Source organism: Novipirellula rosea, assembly GCF_039541335.1.
Lineage (GTDB): Bacteria > Planctomycetota > Planctomycetia > Pirellulales > Pirellulaceae > Novipirellula > Novipirellula rosea.
In genome coordinates this window covers 651,794-668,742 of the sequence record NZ_BAABGA010000035.1, presented here as the reverse complement: position 1 = coordinate 668,742, position 16,949 = coordinate 651,794, and the positions used below count along the sequence as shown (strand labels likewise).

At 52.1% G+C, this 16,949-nt stretch carries 17 protein-coding genes; all 17 read right to left on the bottom strand.

Annotated elements, in window-relative coordinates:
- Positions 1-201 (bottom strand): hypothetical protein (locus tag ABD971_RS15110; RefSeq protein WP_345323377.1); only part of this gene is annotated, 201 nt, incomplete at its 3' end.
- Positions 201-449: a hypothetical protein gene (locus ABD971_RS15105; protein WP_345323375.1), complete on the bottom strand. Its 249-nt coding sequence runs from the start codon at positions 447-449 to the stop codon at positions 201-203. The genes ABD971_RS15105 and ABD971_RS15110, both read right to left, overlap by 1 nt.
- Positions 446-1,399: a phage NrS-1 polymerase family protein gene (locus tag ABD971_RS15100; RefSeq protein WP_345323373.1), complete on the bottom strand. Its 954-nt coding sequence runs from the start codon at positions 1,397-1,399 to the stop codon at positions 446-448. Before ABD971_RS15100 ends, ABD971_RS15105 begins: the two co-directional genes overlap by 4 nt.
- A gap of 28 nt (positions 1,400-1,427) precedes the next feature.
- Positions 1,428-1,682 carry a hypothetical protein gene (locus ABD971_RS15095; protein WP_345323371.1) on the bottom strand — a complete coding sequence of 85 codons (255 nt, stop codon included), beginning with the start codon at positions 1,680-1,682 and terminating at the stop codon, positions 1,428-1,430.
- 101 nt (positions 1,683-1,783) lie between these two features.
- Positions 1,784-3,559, bottom strand: a complete 1,776-nt coding sequence (locus ABD971_RS15090; RefSeq protein ID WP_345323369.1) for a hypothetical protein — start codon at positions 3,557-3,559, stop codon at positions 1,784-1,786.
- Positions 3,560-4,402: 843 nt separating this feature from the next.
- Entirely contained in the window at positions 4,403-5,803 is a 1,401-nt protein-coding gene (locus ABD971_RS15085; protein WP_345323367.1) for a tyrosine-type recombinase/integrase, read from the bottom strand.
- A 178-nt stretch (positions 5,804-5,981) separates the two neighbouring features.
- The gene (locus ABD971_RS15080; protein ID WP_345323365.1) at positions 5,982-6,425 is read right to left on the bottom strand and encodes a TubC N-terminal docking domain-related protein; all 444 of its coding nucleotides are present in this window, start codon (positions 6,423-6,425) and stop codon (positions 5,982-5,984) included.
- On the bottom strand, positions 6,422-7,903 hold the full coding sequence (locus ABD971_RS15075; RefSeq protein ID WP_345323363.1) for a YfjI family protein: 1,482 nt from the start codon (positions 7,901-7,903) through the stop codon (positions 6,422-6,424). The genes ABD971_RS15080 and ABD971_RS15075 overlap by 4 nt, the downstream gene beginning before the upstream one ends.
- A 152-nt stretch (positions 7,904-8,055) precedes the next feature.
- Positions 8,056-8,337: a hypothetical protein gene (locus ABD971_RS15070; RefSeq protein WP_345323361.1), complete on the bottom strand. Its 282-nt coding sequence runs from the start codon at positions 8,335-8,337 to the stop codon at positions 8,056-8,058.
- Positions 8,330-8,653 (bottom strand): hypothetical protein, encoded by a 324-nt coding sequence (locus ABD971_RS15065; protein ID WP_345323359.1) that lies wholly within the window; start codon positions 8,651-8,653, stop codon positions 8,330-8,332. Before ABD971_RS15065 ends, ABD971_RS15070 begins: the two co-directional genes overlap by 8 nt.
- A 93-nt stretch (positions 8,654-8,746) precedes the next feature.
- On the bottom strand, positions 8,747-9,409 hold the full coding sequence (locus tag ABD971_RS15060; protein ID WP_345323357.1) for a hypothetical protein: 663 nt from the start codon (positions 9,407-9,409) through the stop codon (positions 8,747-8,749).
- Positions 9,410-10,182: 773 nt separating this feature from the next.
- Entirely contained in the window at positions 10,183-10,332 is a 150-nt protein-coding gene (locus tag ABD971_RS15055; protein ID WP_345323355.1) for a YgjP-like metallopeptidase domain-containing protein, read from the bottom strand.
- Between the two features lie 173 nt (positions 10,333-10,505).
- The gene (locus ABD971_RS15050; protein WP_345323353.1) at positions 10,506-11,162 is read right to left on the bottom strand and encodes a hypothetical protein; all 657 of its coding nucleotides are present in this window, start codon (positions 11,160-11,162) and stop codon (positions 10,506-10,508) included.
- Positions 11,162-13,039 carry a restriction endonuclease subunit S gene (locus ABD971_RS15045; protein ID WP_345323351.1) on the bottom strand — a complete coding sequence of 626 codons (1,878 nt, stop codon included), beginning with the start codon at positions 13,037-13,039 and terminating at the stop codon, positions 11,162-11,164. Before ABD971_RS15045 ends, ABD971_RS15050 begins: the two co-directional genes overlap by 1 nt.
- Complete coding sequence (locus ABD971_RS15040; protein ID WP_345323349.1) at positions 13,036-14,199, bottom strand: Fic family protein; 1,164 nt, start codon at positions 14,197-14,199, stop codon at positions 13,036-13,038. Before ABD971_RS15040 ends, ABD971_RS15045 begins: the two co-directional genes overlap by 4 nt.
- Positions 14,200-14,312: 113 nt before the next feature.
- Entirely contained in the window at positions 14,313-15,806 is a 1,494-nt protein-coding gene (locus ABD971_RS15035) for a type I restriction-modification system subunit M (RefSeq protein WP_345323347.1), read from the bottom strand.
- Positions 15,807-15,812: 6 nt separating this feature from the next.
- The gene (locus tag ABD971_RS15030; protein WP_345323345.1) at positions 15,813-16,949 is read right to left on the bottom strand and encodes a hypothetical protein; all 1,137 of its coding nucleotides are present in this window, start codon (positions 16,947-16,949) and stop codon (positions 15,813-15,815) included.

The window sequence follows — 16,949 nt, the reverse complement described above, 5'->3', positions numbered from 1 at the left end:
TCTCCTGTCAGAGAAGTCTGACATCTTCCGGTCCACTGTCAACTTTTCGTGGGCAATTCCATTCAGGTAGACGCACTGGTAGTCAGCTGATTGAACGTATGCATTGGCACGCTCAAACACTGAAGCCAGCATCTCTTCAAAATCGCCGATGTTTGGCTTGTGGTGGTGCGTCAGGAGCTTTGGTTTTGTCGAGTTCTGCATCAGTTTTCTTCCAGAGGTGGCTCAGGGGTGATTGGCTTGCATTGTCGCAAGGTTTCTGAAATAAATGTTGTCCAGGAGATTTCCGACAGAAACGCCTGGGCCTTGGCATGGTTAAAGACCTTCTCAGGCACAATCACATGAACAACGCGATGCCCTTTGGCAACTTTCCGGCCTGCCCCATTTTCCTTACTCATCGTCTGGTCCTGTTTTTTCGGGTTCTTACCGTTATTCTCGTTCTCTGATTTCACGATGATGTTGCTGGTTTTGGTTTGTTCAGTGGAATTGGCCAGCGATAGAAGGCATCGCCCTGGGCCAAGATGGCTTTTCGGATTGTTTCCGTTCCATACGTTGCCCCGTTACTAAAGTGCCTCTCATCCCACTTAGATCGAAATAGGCCACTCTGTCTAAACAGGTGGTCGATCTGTTGATCATTGGGACCACACCAGAAGGCTAGGAGACGACAGAGGCCAAGGTCTGCTTGGCTCTGATTTCCATCATGGCCCTTTGTTTCTCCGTTCCAAAGCTGAAGAAACTTTGAGCCGTTCCGAGAATTCGTCGCTTTGTCTAGGATTTCCTCGTCAGTGACGGTTTGTCGAACTCGGTCAAGCACCATCTGAGGCTGTGGAGAGGGTGGTTCAGGAAAGTAGGTGTCGGCCATAACTGCCAGCTCCTTCGTCCGATTGTTTATCTCTGGATTCGCTCCGATGATGCTGCCGGTAATGGTAAAGAACCGTGAGGAACTATAGATCTCGATTCCAGGTGATGATCGCCGACGGCTTCGGACTGGGCTATCCGTAGTGGCAATGGCCTTCACGCCCGTACCCGAAGGTGACACCTCGGTGTAGGTGTCGAGCGAGTCAAGAACACTTTGAGCCCAGTGAACAATCTGAAGTTGGACAGGATCGATCACGTCATCAAGATCGATACCGACAAACGGATCACCGTCAGTAAAAACGAACCCCACTCCTTCGAGTTGTTCTTTTGATGACAAAGCAAACTCCACGGCTTCATCAAAGCATGTCCATGTAGTCCGATCCGTCACCTTTGCGAAGCGTCCTGTCTTCGGGTTCACAGGTACCTTTCTTTTACGATCTTGCCCATTGCTTATGTCTGAATGGTACTTCCAGCCGACCCATTGATCGTATTGTCGAAGTTGACCAGGAATATTTCTGGCTTTCATCTGAATTGCAGCTGTCATTCTTTCTCCTTTGATGTTGTGTGCTTATTCATGGTTTGGCCTGTCTCTCTACCCTGTGAATTACTGTTGTTTGAACTGCTTGAAATTTTGCTAGTAATGAAAATGCTTTTGTTTTTTCAATCTCTTTGAATTGTTCTTCTTTTGCTTCTAGTTCTTTGAATTTTTCTGATTGATCAAGTTCGTTTCGAGTTGTGAGGCATTTGCCTCGCCATCCTGAGGCTGCTGTGATTGCACAAGGCTGTGTTCTCAGAATCCCTTCGCCAACATTCTTGATACCTTTCATTTCATTCCTTCACTCGCTTGGAATCAATGAAACGAAAAAGCCCCACCAGCCAATTTGACTGATGGGGCGGTGACAACAATTGACGTCGTGCAGCTTGACTCTCAGTTTTCAGAGTCGAGTTCTTCAAGAACAGCGAAAATGTTGCCATCTTCCGGTTGCACGGGATTCGCCGAGTAGACCTGCCACTTCCTTGCATCGCGTGTACGAGGCAACTGGCGTACTACTACTCCACGTTCATCCAGAGAGGAGATGAGTTCGCTGAGTCGCGAACTGAGCCATCTTGCCGATTTTGGTAGATCTGAGACAGCGAGCCTGTCAGCCGCATTTTCGGCGGCGTAGCGAAGACTTCGTAGGAGCGAATCTGCAGTCCCTTCCCAGGGTCTGTTTTCAGAATATTCCTGGGACATGGAGTACAGGGCGTTGGTCATCGGACAAGCTTCGAGAATTTCCTGGTGCTGGCATCCAATGTTCAGATCATAGGCCTTGTCGAAGTCATCCATCGGGCGGCCGAGAGCCATCGCCATCGCCCTGCCAAATTGTGCAAAGTCAGCCATTCTAAATGGGCTTTCTGGTGGCACGTCAGGCAGTTTCGCTAGAGTGCTGGACAAAAGGTCGAGCAGTGATCCAAAGATTCGACTACGTGCGTCCTCAAACTCTCTGTCTAATTCTCTGATCGCCTTGAATTCGGTAAGACGTTTGCAATGAACGACGATGCTTCGGTCGATGAAGTCAGGCCTCGTTGTCGGCGTATCAATCCCGTTGATGATAATTGGACGCTTGAACGAGTAGAGAACTTGATCAGAGTTGGTGAAGAGCTTTCGCCTTTCCACGCCATTTCCCGTGACTGCTCGGCAGAACATGTCTGCTTCTGAGCGGCTGAATTTCCCAACATTCTCGAAGCATGGGACAGCATGATGCTGGAATGTCAAAAACAGGGTAGACTTTTCCATTTCACCTAGCAGAGGCGTAACGCTAGGATCGATTACATCACGCAGACGTTTCGACCTAGTTGTCTTTGCCGATCCTTGGGGACCTGTGAAGAGTAGAATTGGGTTCGAGACATTCGGGTGAAATGCAGCGATCGCCCAGGCCTGGACTAGCATCCTCTGCTCTTCCGATTCGATTTCTACAAATCGGAAGAGCTCATTGGGGTCAGTTCCTTTAGCGGGAATGGGCAAAGGCTTTTGGTGCTTCATCCTAGTGAAGTGCGACTCTCGCTGAGGGGCGATGCCCCAGCCGCCCTCGTTCAGCTCAATGCAGTTCCAATCAGCATCCCCTAAGTCAACAAGTAACGTTCCACTGTCCAGCTTCTTGAAACGGTTACCGAGTTCAACCTGAGGCCATTGGTGACTCTGGAGTTCCGCCAATTCAATAGTTTGCTTCAGAGTTTTCGCCAGTAACTCTCCGGCAACATGTGGCCTTAGCAGCTCCAGCAAACGAGACCGGAACTCCTTCGTCGAAGTCATCAGGCTACATCTGTTGCCACACGCCGTGGGAATGTTCGCGAATTCGTCCATGTGTTGATTTCGGAAGAAGTTGACACCAAGTTTACACGCACGATCCAGAAGCTTTTCAGGTGTGGGCTTATGAATTCGCGGTAGCTCAATAGGCTCCTCGGCTGGTAGCGGATCGGACGTCTCCATTGCGAAAACTTCCAAAGGTGAAACCGCTTCGTCTTGCTCTTCGATAATCGTAAATCCAAACTTCTCTATCAAATCGTCCACCTTAAGACCTGTATTCTTGGCCAAAGTTTGTTCGTCTGCCGAACCATTCACTTCCGATGCTTTGCTTGCGTTGTCAGTAGGATGCTCATGCACGTCTGTGATGAGCTCCGACGAAGTCGTGCTGGTTTCGTTTGACTCGATAAAAGTTGACATTTTCTTCTCCAATAGCTAGATCTCGAAGCACCGCGGTCAGAATGTACTGACGCCTTTTTGAAATTGAAGCTCGGTAGTCTTCGGGATCTACCTATGGCTGCGATATGCCTCACCGAGGATAAAGAAACCCGAGAAATGAATTCCCAACCCCGTGTTTCACGGCTCTTACGCCAACTAATTTTTTGAATCAGATATTCCAGAGCGACCAGAACTTGGAATATTTTTTCGCCATGGTGTTGACGATTGGCTGCCATCGATTCGCCGGTTAGGCTCAAAACAGCAGTGAAGAGGTCCAACGAACGGTAAAGACGACGAGGAAGTTGAACGGACTTAACGTCACTAACGTCACGAATCCATAAGTCAATACGGGAAAACGACTTACGGTGTGACGCTATTGCTGGATGGCTTGTCACCTGTTGCGTCATGTTAGCGTCACACTTGCCCCGGCTGAATCACTAGATCAAGAACTGTCCTAACACCGACTGGTTAAGCTGTTTGCCTTCCCCGAACGCATTTCGCAGGCAACCACGATTCGAAGTCGTCGTAGTAGCGTCACTTGCGTCACAGAGTCACGTACTACTGTAGATTGGTGACGTTCGGCGTGACGCTAAATCTGAGCCTCGTGTCATGCATTGCATCACCGTGGCGTCACGCTCTGAGGTACGAGAATCGTCGTCTATATGGAAGCAAGTACTATGGGTACAGGAAGTGGAACTGTACCCACTTTCGCACTGAAGACGGCCTGGTGGGTTTCGGGCGAACCAAAGAGACCGCATAAAATTCCGCGTTAGCAACCTATCTGAAGTGCATCCGTGAGTGGTAAAAGCACTACGGAACCGAAGGTTAGAGGTTCGAATCCTCTGGGGTGTATTCTTGTGTGCTTCCACAACCATAAGCACCAATCAAGAGCCCAGTTTTGCTGGGCTTTTTTTGTGTCCTGATTGGCGTAGGGGCTTCCTGCTGCCCTCGTGATTGCCCTTCGTTTTGCCCCTCTGGATCAGGCTGCCCCTCGGGTATGCTCCGTCTTTGATGGCTCGAGGGGATCGCCAAGGGCGTTGGATGTTCCACGCCTGTTGCCTCCGTATAGTCGGCCTCAGTTGTCTGCAGGTAGTGCGTCTCCGCAATAGCCCCTGAATGTCCGAACCAGTCATTCAAGACGTGATTGGCAAAACGACCTGTTCGTTCGAGCTCGGTTCGGCGGCTAGCCCGCAACGCCATGAAAGGCTTGGGAAACACTCCTACGCCAGCCCGCTCTACGATTTTATTGAACGTCGTCCGCAAGTTAGCCTCTGAGTCACGGTATCGACGGATCACATAGGCATCCGAGGGGCAGCCAAGGCCTGGCTCGGCCAACGTCGAAAGATCATCCAACTCCGCCCGCAACTCGGGCCACAGCGGAACGATTCGCTCCCCCTTGCCGTAGCGTTCGGTTTTGGGAGCAGTGACCTTGAATCGTCCACGCTCCCATTGGATGTCTGACCAACGCAATCGCAGCACCTCCGATGGGCACCGAAGCCCGCCGAACCGGGCTAACGCGAAAATAGTTCGCCACTCTTGATCAGGACACGCATCGAGAATTGTTGTCGCCATTTGCTCGTCGACGAACCGGTTCTTGGACGTGTCACTTCGCAGGTCGATCTTGATCCCTTTAAAGGGATTGGACTCAATGAGTCGATCGTCAATTGCTTCCTTCATCATCTGCCGGCAGCGCTTGACGTGTTGCCCAGCTGTGTTTGGTGAGAGACCGGGGCCCTTGTCGGCGTCCATCATCCAGCGATGCCAGCGCTCCGCTTCTCCTTTTGTCATTGCGGTAAGCGGAATGTCTCGCTTCAAGAACGTCTCTAAGTGGTCGGCCGACTGTCTGTAGTTTTCGGGTTTCTTCCAGTCAGTGCGGCTTTCGATGTATGCCCGCATGTAGGCAAGTACCGTTCGCGGCAATTCGCAACGCTCCCGTGTTTCGCATAGAGCCAACGCGGAAAGCCGGTCGTGGATCTCGATCGGCAACGTCTCTAGCCAAATCAACGTCTTATTGCTTGGGGGGCGGTTCCTTTTCTGCTGGCCAATCAAATGCTCAACATGTTCTTTAGCTAACGCCGCAGACGTTTCGTCGAAGTCACCTAGCCCGATTGTTTTCCGTCGCCTGTCCACCATGAATCGTATTCTGTAGTGGTTTCTACCATTTTTCCTCACGTGTTCAATTGTTGCCATTGGTTTCGAAAACCCTTCCAAATCATAAAGAAACACCAAGCCTAAGACTGGAAGGACTGCGTTCCAGCCGATTCCATAACACCTTTCTTCCAATTACATTCGCGACCTGTTCAGCGTTGACCGAATGCTTGCTGCGCAACCGCATGCATCTGACTCACGATAATTATCGAACATGTTTGCTTCAACAGCCCCTTATCGCATTCAGTGGTTCCAACTAGATGAGAGGGCCATGTCCGCCTATTAAATTAGCCTCGATCTGTCCACACTCTTTCGTGCCTAGCGAATCGAGAATACGCGACTTCCTTTGTAACAGCTCAGACGTTCGTCGACGGATCGCCTCGACACCAGGATCGCAATACGAGCATCGCCAGCTGTCGTCCATGAGTTGCACGTCGCAGTACTGGCTGCAGCGTTTGCAGACCGGCACCAATTCAATGTCAACCTCGTCACACTCGAACCATTTTGCGACACTATCATCTGCTGAAAGACCATTTGCCACCCGCAATTTGCGAATGATGTCACGCTTGCTCTGCTGCAATGCATTGATATCGTCGTTGGATAGCGAATTGCGCGGCGCATCAATTTCTAGTGATTCACCACTGAGCGTCACGACCACGTCGCGAGCCGCCAACTCATCAAGCAGTAGTGCGGCACTCATATCTTAAACGTTGACCTTTCTTGTCGTGATATCCCAGAATCCGGTGACAATGGTGACAATGACGCTATCGGTACATTCGACGATTCCGCACGAAAACGCGGAGATACGTCGTAGGTAACTTTTCCCCCTTTCTCAGCGGACGACCGCCTCCTCAAATAATTAGCCTGCTCAAGCAGACTCAGGACGTTATCGAGTCGCGTAGCGTCGTTGTTGAACCGACTTTGGCCGTGCCTTTGAATATTGCGTCGCGTCACTGTAGAGGGAATCTGGGCACTGTCTTTCGTCAGAGAGCGGATAACGTGTACCGCATCACCGACGCACTCCGGCACGATATCGCACGACAACAGCTCGAACGTTGCTGCGGCGTGAGGTATCGCCCATTTGGCGATGTGTTGCGCGTTGCGCATGGTTTCGACATCGATTGAATTCGATAGGGGATCGGAGTTAGCATGCTTGACGCAGTGCATAAGACCGGCAATGCGAAGCGTCAAACCTGCCAATTTCCCTCCCCAATCCCGCATCATTTCCAACTCGCCTGCCCCAAGCTCGTCCTCGATCCAGCGACAATACTCCTCAAACTCGTTAGCCGCCTCGTCATTCAACCTAACTATATTTGGTGATCCATCAGGGCGGGGCTGTATTTGGAACAATCGCTTGATTAGCGACTGATACTCCAACTCCAACGCCTTCGGCATCGGTACTGTTCTGATTTTCCGTTTTCCGATCCAAGATTCAGGATAGGCATAGATGAAACGGCCAAGCAGTCCACGGCCTCGAAACGCACTTTTTCCGGCCAATCCTCGAATGACTTCCGGTTGTATTGCAAGCCCAATGGTTAGGGCAGGGCTCTCCAAAACGACTGGGGAACGACTTATCCGGTGCACTTTACTTGAGTCACCGGCATGAGCCTTTAGGTACATCTCGAAATCATCCGCTCCCCCCTTTGCCGAGTACCGGCCGCCCATGGCAGCGAAGATGCCTCCTTCCGCGGACAGAACCGCCAATCGTTCGCCATTTTCATGCATGAGCAAGGCAAGTTTCTCAGTGGTTGTGTCTTCCACCACTAGTGTTGGCATCACTGGTTCTGGAGTCGTCGCCAACTTCTTCGCTAGCGTGGACGCCTCCTCACTAGCGGCAACCCGTTTCTCAGGATCCTTTTCATCTGCGGTCTTCTTTTCCAGTTTGTTGAGCCGGAGCTGGTCCTGACGACGTTCGCTCTGTCGCTCCGCGACGGACTGCAAGGCTGCGTCGTGCAATTCTTGTTCGATCAACTCGATGGGCCTTTTGGCATCAGCAAATACCGCGCTTTTGCGATTCGCGGGATCCAGCAAGGTTGCCGAGTAGATATTGACCGGTTCGCGGTACCCAGCCCATGGTTCAACCAGAACCTTTTTCGCTAGGACAACAGAGGTAGCCGTCAAGGCTAACAATGTGGCCATATCGGGTGGGGTTTGCGTCGCTTCCGATTCAGATGACACCCATCCACGAAGTGGCTCAGGTAAGGCATCTATTGGGAACCGTTGTAGCGGGGGCGGCCCGAACCGCTCCAACGGCGGCCATTCGTCCGCGTCAACGTCGACACAAGTCACGCCAACTTTAGCGATTGTTTCTGGTATGCAAGAAATAGCGTTCACGAGAGTTTCTCCCCTTTATTTCGAGTCAAAGCTTCAATGGTTAATTCCGGGATATAGACACGACGTCGATTGAGGAGAAAACTCGGAGTCTTCCCCTCTCGGGTCATGCGATCCAGAGTGGCGACACCAATGCCCAGCCATTCAGCCATTTCGTCACGACTCTTTGGTCTTTTCAAAGAGTCTGAAAGCATGGGTTCGATTGCCTTAACCACGCGAGCGGTGATTTCAGCGCAAACCTCGTCCAGATCTACGTTCTGAATAAGTAACGAATTACTCAACGGAGCCCTCCCGTTCGACAACGTGGGCTGAGCTTGCAACGTCATTGCAATCGGTTCTTGACCGATCGCTGTACGACCTCGGCTTTTGACTAGCCGCTACAGATTTGCACTTTTGCCCACCGGAAGTTTCCGCAGCAGCTAACCATTCAAGAAGTGCATGACCGAGCACAAGACGAACGCGGCCCAGGCGGATGATACGGATCCGCCCATTGCGAATCTCGTCGTCCAGACGAGCTCGTGATACACCGAGTTCGCCAGCAACATCATCGATCGCATAAAGGGCTTCAGGCTTAAATACATATTCCAACACATTCACGTAACCAACTCCTATGTGGTATGAGTTGGCCGAATCGTAGAACGTTTTTGTTGGAATTCCTAAGCTAAGAGGCGTCCAATGAGGCTGGACTTGTCAAGATTTGTCATTTTCGATTTCTGCGGCATTCTCAAGCCAGCCCACCAACTGCGAGGGATGGCAAACATCACGCCAGTCCTTGCGTGGATTGAGACCAATTTTCGGCTGGTCGTTGATCGCCTTGGTGACCTCATCGCTATACCAAGTCTTCTCGCCAAACGGCGAGGGTGCGGGCCACCATTCGGCTTTCCTCCAATTGCCAACCTGCTGTCGGCTCACATCGTAAACACGCTGAATATCACGGTGACGAACCCAGAATCGTTCACATGCGACAGTCGACCCGATGGTCTCGTAGAGATTTCCGAGATAGCGTTTCAGCCGTACTCGCAGTCTCAGCTTCATTTGCTTGGTCAGAGGCAAGACCCCTTTCTCACTTGTCGTTTGCTCAAAAGATTGATCCCAAATTGCGAAATTCACGCGTAGCTCGGAATCCGAAGTCGATGTGACTGGGGACTCGATTTCCTCCACCCCCATTGCATCCTGGCATAGCTTCCAGATCAGCAGATCAAGTTTCTCGTCTGGGAGTTTGTCATCATCCTGCAAAGCGTCTGGATAGCGAAGGGATTTGCGAGCAGACTCCATTAATTTTGGCCGAATTACGTCATTGTTGTAGCAGCGGGTTGCGTTCAGTCGCAATTCGTCGATATGTGGTTCAAGCATCTGCGCGGTGAGTGTCGGTGATCGATCAGTGAGGTGGTTGGTGAAAGTGGTGCTAGTCCCATTCGCTCGATTGAAAGCCCAGAGACTTCGTGTTCTCAGAGAGGAATTTCGGCGATGACCATGAGGGTTCCCCTCAAGACACCGTTCGGGGCTCCCGCGAGAATGGTGAAGATTTCATCCGAGATGTTGGTCATTTGCAATTACGCTTCTGAGGGGGAGTGTACGACCCCGATATACGGTTTTGCGGTACTAGGAGCCAGCTTCCTTGATTGAAGCAACTGGTCGCTTAGGGGCGAAGCCAAGCTTCAATCGACTTTTCGATCAAATTGATCCAAAATCGTCCCACATCAATTGTCACCATTGTCACCACGTTTTGTAGAGACGCAATTTAGTGAGGCACCACTATGAGATCATCACTCCTTGAGGAAGGACCGATTCTGGGGTCTCGATCATGGACACCCAAAACCCGTTTATTGTGAGGAGGGTGGGCTGTTAGTCGCTGTAATGGAAGAGAACCAATGTCTATAGAATCTAATTTGCTTTCGGTTCGAGGCAGCGTTTTGCAAAAAGCGGTGACAATGGCGACAATGGATGCGAGAAGCTTAACAAAGCGACTCGCATTGTCCTCCGATCTTCGTTCTGGCATTGACGAATACCGAGTGACCTTCCGAATGCACTTGTTGCTAACAGCCCCAATGTTCGTGCCGGACAGGAAGCCGATTGAGCGCGTCGCGTCGAAGTTCCCAGTTTGGCATGCGCTGCTTCATTAGCGATTAAAACCGTGCGTTGTGCGTTGGCTCGATGAGGTGAAGCAGCCCACGGAGCACGATGTACTCCAGACACTCGATCGGCCTTTTCGCAAGTTCCATAATGAGCCGAACGGTTCGTCGCTGCGAGTTCCTGACGAATTGAGCGACACGCACCGAGACTGCGAATCCCTCAGGATCTGTCTTGCACTATGTGGGGATTGGCATCGGTCAGATACGTAGAGGTTTGTTAGAGGAGGACGCCCGGTTGCACTGAGAGGAACGCAATTGAAAGGGCAACTCGCCGCACTGCGACAAATGCGTCGACACCAGCTGTGATTGTTGAATCACTATTTCGACCAATCGTTCAGTCTTGAAGAAATCAGTGGCACAGTTTCAATCATTGACTGGTAAGAGGCTTGAACGTCGGATTCTTGTAAGACTACTTTTTCACCGCTCCCTGGAACTGGGCTTCGAGCGAAACTGCTGCCGCTCCAATTCCTGGTCTGTTCGTTGGCGAATTTCTCATCGACTCGACCGTTTCCGTGTTCAATGAGATGCCGGACACCGAAGGTTATTGCGATTTGAGGCCAGAGTCTGCCCGCTACAGACGGCAACTTGATATCGGTAACGTCCTCAAGGGCTCTGCCAAGACGTTGGAGTCCGTGCTGAGGGACTAGGCCGTCAACAAACTCCTCGATGTCTTCTTCCGTTACAAGAGCACCGACCTTTCCCATCATGACCTCTAGTGGTCGTTTCCTCGGAATCTGACTGAGATACTCCAGCCACACCTGTCGCAGACTTCGCATAAGGAATAGCTCGAAGTTCGTCTTTAGAGCCACAAAGTGAATATCATTGACAAGCTGCTTCCTTTTTTCTTCGTCAGGGTTTTCTAGCGTTGACGCTAGTACGTCGCTTGGCGCAGCGAAAGCGCAGGCGTGCGAGATCATCACACGGTCGAGATGCTCCAGACATTTGTCTCGATAGTAGTCGTGAGATTTGAGCATTACTTGGACCCTTCCAAGATTTGATGGATAAGGGCGGTGAGGAGGGCGTCGGTGGTGGACTGGCGGGAACGCAATCGCGCGGACAACTCGTCGAGCTGCGACAAGAGGACCGACACCTTCGACACGATCCGCTTTTGTTCGGCGCTGCTAGGTAGCCCAAAGCCAAGTGCCTTCATGTCGCGCAACAAGAGGTTACGCACTGCCGACCCTTGGGCGCGACGCAACAGCACATCCAGTCCGGCGTTTAGTACGATCTCCAAATACCGATTGTCGAGGTACTTTCGGACTGGCTTCAGGATTGCGACGCTCTTTTGAAATGTTGTTCGTTCGGTCTTGGGATCATCGGGGACGATGGCGGTTTTGCCAATTGTCGCTCCCGTGTTTACGACAACAACGTCACCCGCTTCCAGTTTCGTTCGCCGGTGGACTTCATCGAACTGTTCGGCGACGATCTGCCGCGCGTGTTCATATCGTAATGAACCATCCGATACATCTTTTGCGCTCAGGAAGTAGTAGCCGGAGTCAGTCTCGTTCTCGCAATCACCATGTTTCCCGTCAGTGACAAGCGTTGTAGCTTCGTGAAGCGAGACTCGCATCCATGACGAAGGTACGGTTCCGATGAAGTTGGCGTCGTTAGAGGTTATCAATTTGCCAGTCTGCCGAATTTCGCACCGCTCCATTTGTGAAGCCCGTGCATTCAAGAGATTCTGTTTTTCCTCGTCGCCAAAGTTCTCTTGAGGAACGAGTTTGCCTTGGACGGCGAGCTGGAGGATGGACTGGCGGAGGTGGGCGGGGCCAGAGGGCTGGTCGAGCAGGACCTCGAAGTGATCGCTCAGACGCTGCCACGCACTGGCGAGCGTTTCCACTCCACTGGCTTGGCGCTTAGGAGCGGCTTTGGGCCGCTCACGCGTGGAGGCTGTGCGGGGCGCGCTGGTCAGGCTCGCAAGCACGCTGCGGCTGGCTCGCTCTCGCACACTCTCTCGCGCCCGCCGATGCGATTCCAACGTATCGCATAACGACATCAGACCCTCCACCTTCGACACGATCCGACGCTGTTCGGCTAAGGGGGGAAGTGGCGCAGCGGTGCGGACAATCTTCTCTTTGGAGTAGTTTGGCTGTGCAGCGCCAGAACTCTTCTTAATGAAGTGGCTCTTAAACGCTTTAAGCAACAAGAATAGATACTCATTGAAAACACCATCGAAGCAAGTGCATGCGCAAACGGCTTGGTTCGTAGTGCATTCAACCCCAGCAATAGCGAGCTTGCCAATCGTTGCGCCGTACATAGCGATGAGTACGTCGCCGGGTTGGTTTAGACGAAGCGAACAATCGTCCATTGCCGCCTGAGTGACTTTCTCCTCAGAGTCGGTGACGATCCCGTTATTTAGCTCGCCAGACTTCAGCCACACAATGTCGCCGTCGTAGTATCTCGCATCTCCTCGTCGTGGCGTTGAACCAGCGCCCCAATCGCCGAGTTCACCAAATTGGACCCATTCCCATTTTGTCGGAATAGAAAAGGTATGTTCGCCCGGATTGATCGCTGGTGGTTGCTTGCCACGACGAATCTTCTTCTCCGCAATAAGCCGTTCTCGTTGTTCGCGAATTTGGGTTACTAGTTCTGCCGCGGAAGGATCGTCTGGAGAGCTGGTTAGCAATTGTCCTCGAACAGCCAAACGCAAGATCATCTCGCGCAGCTTTTTAACTCCCTCCGGCAACGCCACAAACGACTCAAGGTTGTCGAAGAACGGCTTTAAGCCGGGATTCTGGCGGACCGCTTCCTGCCACTCCGGCGACTCCCACGGTGGAGCTGACGTCTGAATGGATGCGGTGGCGGATGCCTGGCTTCGCGGGGCTGCGGCGGATTCGGGGGCGACACTCATGCTGACTTGCCTTCTTCCTCTGCAGGCATCAGCTTTTGAAAGACGCTGACGTAAGGTTGATACTGATACAGACGATTGCGTTCTTGCCCGGTGATCTCGCGAAGCAGGCCCATCTTCTCCAATCGCTCGACAACGGAGGATGCCGTCGCGAATGCACATCCCATTGCTTCCTTGGCTTGATTGATCGAAAACGTTGGTTTCTCGAACATGTGGTCAAGCAGTTTATGAGCATTGGCTGCCGAAGTGATTTCGGTTGAAATCAATTGGCGATGCTGCTCACGCATTTCCATGATCTGGCGAGCAACATTCGTGGCCGAGATACTAACTTCATAAACGCCACGTAGGAAAAACTTCAGCCAGCCTTCCCAATCGCCGCTGACGCGAATCGCCATCAGTCGATCGTAGTATTCGGCTTTGCGTGCTTTGAGATAGTAACTCAAATACAACAGAGGACGTTGCAAAATCTCTCGCTCGCAAAGCAGGAAGGTGATCATCAGGCGCCCAACGCGACCGTTGCCATCAAGGAACGGGTGAATGGTTTCAAATTGGGCATGGATCAAACCGCATTGAACCAGCACTGGCAAGGAGTCGCGGTCATGAATGAAGTGTTCAAGGTTGTCGAGAGCCTGCATCATCTCATGAGGTGGCGGGGGCACAAAGTCTGCAGTGGCTAATGTGCAGCCTTGTGGACCAATCCAATTCTGGCTTTTCCGAAAATCGCCGGGTGACCATTCACTTCCACGAACCCCGTGAAGAAGCTTTTCGTGAATTTCTTTCATCAACCGCAGACTCAGCGGTAGATCGGGTAGTCGCCGAAGACCGTGGTTCATCGCCGCGACATAGTTGACGACTTCCTCAACATCGCCCGGTTGCGTTGTTTGCTCCGCATCGGCTTCATAGGCGAGAATGTCCTGCAAAGTACTTTGCGTTCCCTCGATCTGCGAACTAAGCACAGCTTCCTGCCGAACAAACATCGCAACAAACAGGTCTGGATTGGGTAGTACAGTGGCAACACCATCTAACCGGCCCATCGCACGATCCGCGTCTGAGAGCAGTTTTATCAGCTCCGCATCGAGGTTAATGGCTGGATTGGGGGGCAGGTTCGCCGGAATAAATGCCCGGTAGTCGGTCGGCTGTTTGACGTAACTGCCTGATCTCATTGTGGTTATGCTTCTGTGGTCTTAATGGGTGTATCGCTTATTTCAGGCGCCTGAAATACTGGTCGCCAACCGCCTAGCTTATTTTAAATTACGTCGCCATTTTAAAATAAGCGTCAGTTTTGATTGGCGAGCGCTGCTGCGAGTTCACTCTTGAGCTGGTCGAGCGTCTGGCTGCTGGCGGTACGGATCGATTCCAGTTCAGCCAGCAGATCGTCGGGATCGCCCGGGCCGGTGTCGGAGTTGTGCGGGTTCTTGATGTCGAGGTTGTAGCCGTTCTCTTTGATCTCGGCGGCTGAGACTTTCCATGCTCGCTCGCTTGCCTTGCGGCCTTTGAATCCGCCTCGTGTGTCGGGCTGGCCCCACCACTTCTTCTCCGCGTCAAACTCTTCGATGCGGATCGGCTTGGTTTTGTTGTAGCTCTTTGCGCCAGGCGGGTAAGGATGCTCGTAAAACCAGATGTCTTTGGTCGCGCCTTTCTTGCCTTTCTGCCCCTTGGTGAAGAACAGCAGGTTGGTCTTGATGCCGGTGTAGGGAGCGAAGACTCCGTTGGGCAGGCGGACGATGGTGTGCAGGTTACACTCGTCCAACAACCGCTCTTTGATCCGCGTTTTCACGCCTTCGCCGAACAGCGTGCCGTCGGGCAGTACGATGGCTCCGCGCCCGCCATCCTTGAGCAGGTGCGTGATGAGGACGAGGAACAGGTCGGCGGTTTCGCGGGTTTGAAATGCTTTGGGGAAGTTCAGCTCGATGCCGTCCTCTTCCATGCCGCCGAAGGGTGGATTGGTGACGATGACATCCACGCGATCTTTCGGGCCGTAGTCTCGCAGCGGTCGGCTGAGTGTGTTGTCGTGTCGGATTTGCGATGGGACGTCGATGCCATGCAACAGTAGGTTGGTGGTGCAGAGGATGTGGGGCAGGTGCTTTTTCTCGACGCCGTGGATGCTCTCTTGCAGCGTCTCTTCGTGGGCTGGCTTTTTGACTTGCCCGGATTCTTCGCGGATGTAGTCGATGACGGCCGTCAGGAAACCGCCGGTGCCGCAGGCCGGATCAAGGACTCGCTCGCCCAACTGCGGGGCGGTTTGCTGGACCATGAACTGGGTGACGGCTCGCGGTGTGTAGAATTCGCCCGCGTTGCCTGCGGATTGCAGGTCTTTGAGGATTTGTTCGTAGACGTCGCCGAACAGGTGCCGGTCCTTGCTGTTGTTGAAGTCGATCTCGTTGATCTTGTTGACGACTTGGCGCATCAACGTGCCGTTCTTCATGTACTGATTGGCATCATCGAAGGCCCCACGAATGACTACGCTTCGCGGATTCTTTGTCGAAACCGGAAGTGACTTCAACTTCGGTATCAATTGGTTGTCGATGAAGTCCAACAAGGTGTCGCCGGTCATGCCTTCGTCATCGGCTGCCCAGTTGCGCCAGCGGTACTTTTGCGGGAGTGGCGACTTGAAATCGTCGTCAAGTAATTCCTCTTCGGTCTCGCGGTCATCGAGAATTTTAAGGAAGAACATCCACGCAAGTTGCTCGATCCGCTGGGCGTCCCCGTAGGTGCCCGCGTCCTTGCGCATGATGTCTTGGATCGATTTGATCGTGGTGGATATGGACATGTTGTGTTACTTCCCTGCATTACTTTCGATGCCAAATGTTTGGCAAACTTTGTCAATCGTATTTTGGTCTTTTAGTTTGCAGGCGGTATGAGTGGTGGCAAACAAGCCGGTCTCCCAAAATGCCTGATCTCTCGAAACGGTTTTGATCCATTCCACGCGAACGAGGTTGGAGCACATGTCAGGGTCTCCAATATTGCCGCTCATATCCTTTGCCAATAGCGGAAGTTCAAGCAGGCATTTTGCTTCAGTTCCGTCCTGCACCATAAACTTGTCGATGGTTTGGTTTTTCTCTTTGACGATGCCTACGCCGACGTAACCGCGTTTAGGGATGAGTACAAAAACGCGTGCGCCGACAAATAAGTGGTCCAAAGTCCGGGTGTACCAACGCCCACCGCTGCCGGCAACGAAGCCGTACTTTCGACAATCGTCCCAATTGGCATCGTCGTATTCGCCCAGCGACACATAGAAGTCATTCCCGTTCCAAACGGAAACTGCGCTGTTATCCTTAGCTGCTTGCTTGTGCCGAATTTTGATCACATACGCTTCCGCTTCCGGAAGTGGAATGATGGTCTGGACATCTAAAAAAAGTTCGTCCTTGGTTCCGTATGGTTTAATTCGTATACAGGTAATATCGATCCCCTGTTCACGTAACCACAGGACTGACGTCGTGATCTCCCTCGAAAACTCTGCGGATGCCAACACGATTCGCACCTGGTTTCCGAACTCATCTTCACGGGGTTCATCCCAACCAAGAAACTTGAGGATTGCGTCTCTCGCAACACGTTTGTCTCCGCGTTTCGCAAGGTAGTTCGCGAAAGTCTTTTCCGCATCCGTGAAGGTCATCGCACTGACCATTGCCGCGTATCGGAGTGACTGCAGCTCCATATGTCCGCCGTCTTCGGTTCGCTTGAGTTCAACGACAACGACGTTCGCATCTCGGTCGATTGCAAGAAGGTCGATTCGTCGCTTGCTATCGTCCCAATCGCTGAATTCCTCCGAGATCACGAGTAGGTTTGGATCGAGGATTTCAATTCGATCTTGAAGCAAACGCTGCAGATCAGCCCGTTCAGAGATTGCGACTTCAGCAAAGTTCGTTGGCGTTAGAGCCACGATGTCGTCTTGGGTGTATCGATAAATTGACAT

Bases quoted from the DNA above. Each gene is read 5' to 3' on its own strand.
- ABD971_RS15100 (WP_345323373.1), bottom strand. From the start codon at position 1,399: ATGACAGCTGCAATTCAGATGAAAGCCAGAAATATTCCTGGTCAACTT.
- ABD971_RS15090 (WP_345323369.1), bottom strand. From the start codon at position 3,559: ATGTCAACTTTTATCGAGTCAAACGAAACCAGCACGACTTCGTCGGAG.
- ABD971_RS15035 (WP_345323347.1), bottom strand. From the start codon at position 15,806: ATGTCCATATCCACCACGATCAAATCGATCCAAGACATCATGCGCAAG.
- ABD971_RS15095 (WP_345323371.1), bottom strand. From the start codon at position 1,682: ATGAAAGGTATCAAGAATGTTGGCGAAGGGATTCTGAGAACACAGCCT.
- ABD971_RS15050 (WP_345323353.1), bottom strand. From the start codon at position 11,162: ATGCTCAAATCTCACGACTACTATCGAGACAAATGTCTGGAGCATCTC.
- ABD971_RS15040 (WP_345323349.1), bottom strand. From the start codon at position 14,199: ATGAGATCAGGCAGTTACGTCAAACAGCCGACCGACTACCGGGCATTT.
- ABD971_RS15030 (WP_345323345.1), bottom strand. From the start codon at position 16,949: ATGTCAATTTATCGATACACCCAAGACGACATCGTGGCTCTAACGCCA.
- ABD971_RS15080 (WP_345323365.1), bottom strand. From the start codon at position 6,425: ATGAGTGCCGCACTACTGCTTGATGAGTTGGCGGCTCGCGACGTGGTC.
- ABD971_RS15060 (WP_345323357.1), bottom strand. From the start codon at position 9,409: ATGCTTGAACCACATATCGACGAATTGCGACTGAACGCAACCCGCTGC.
- ABD971_RS15045 (WP_345323351.1), bottom strand. From the start codon at position 13,039: ATGAGTGTCGCCCCCGAATCCGCCGCAGCCCCGCGAAGCCAGGCATCC.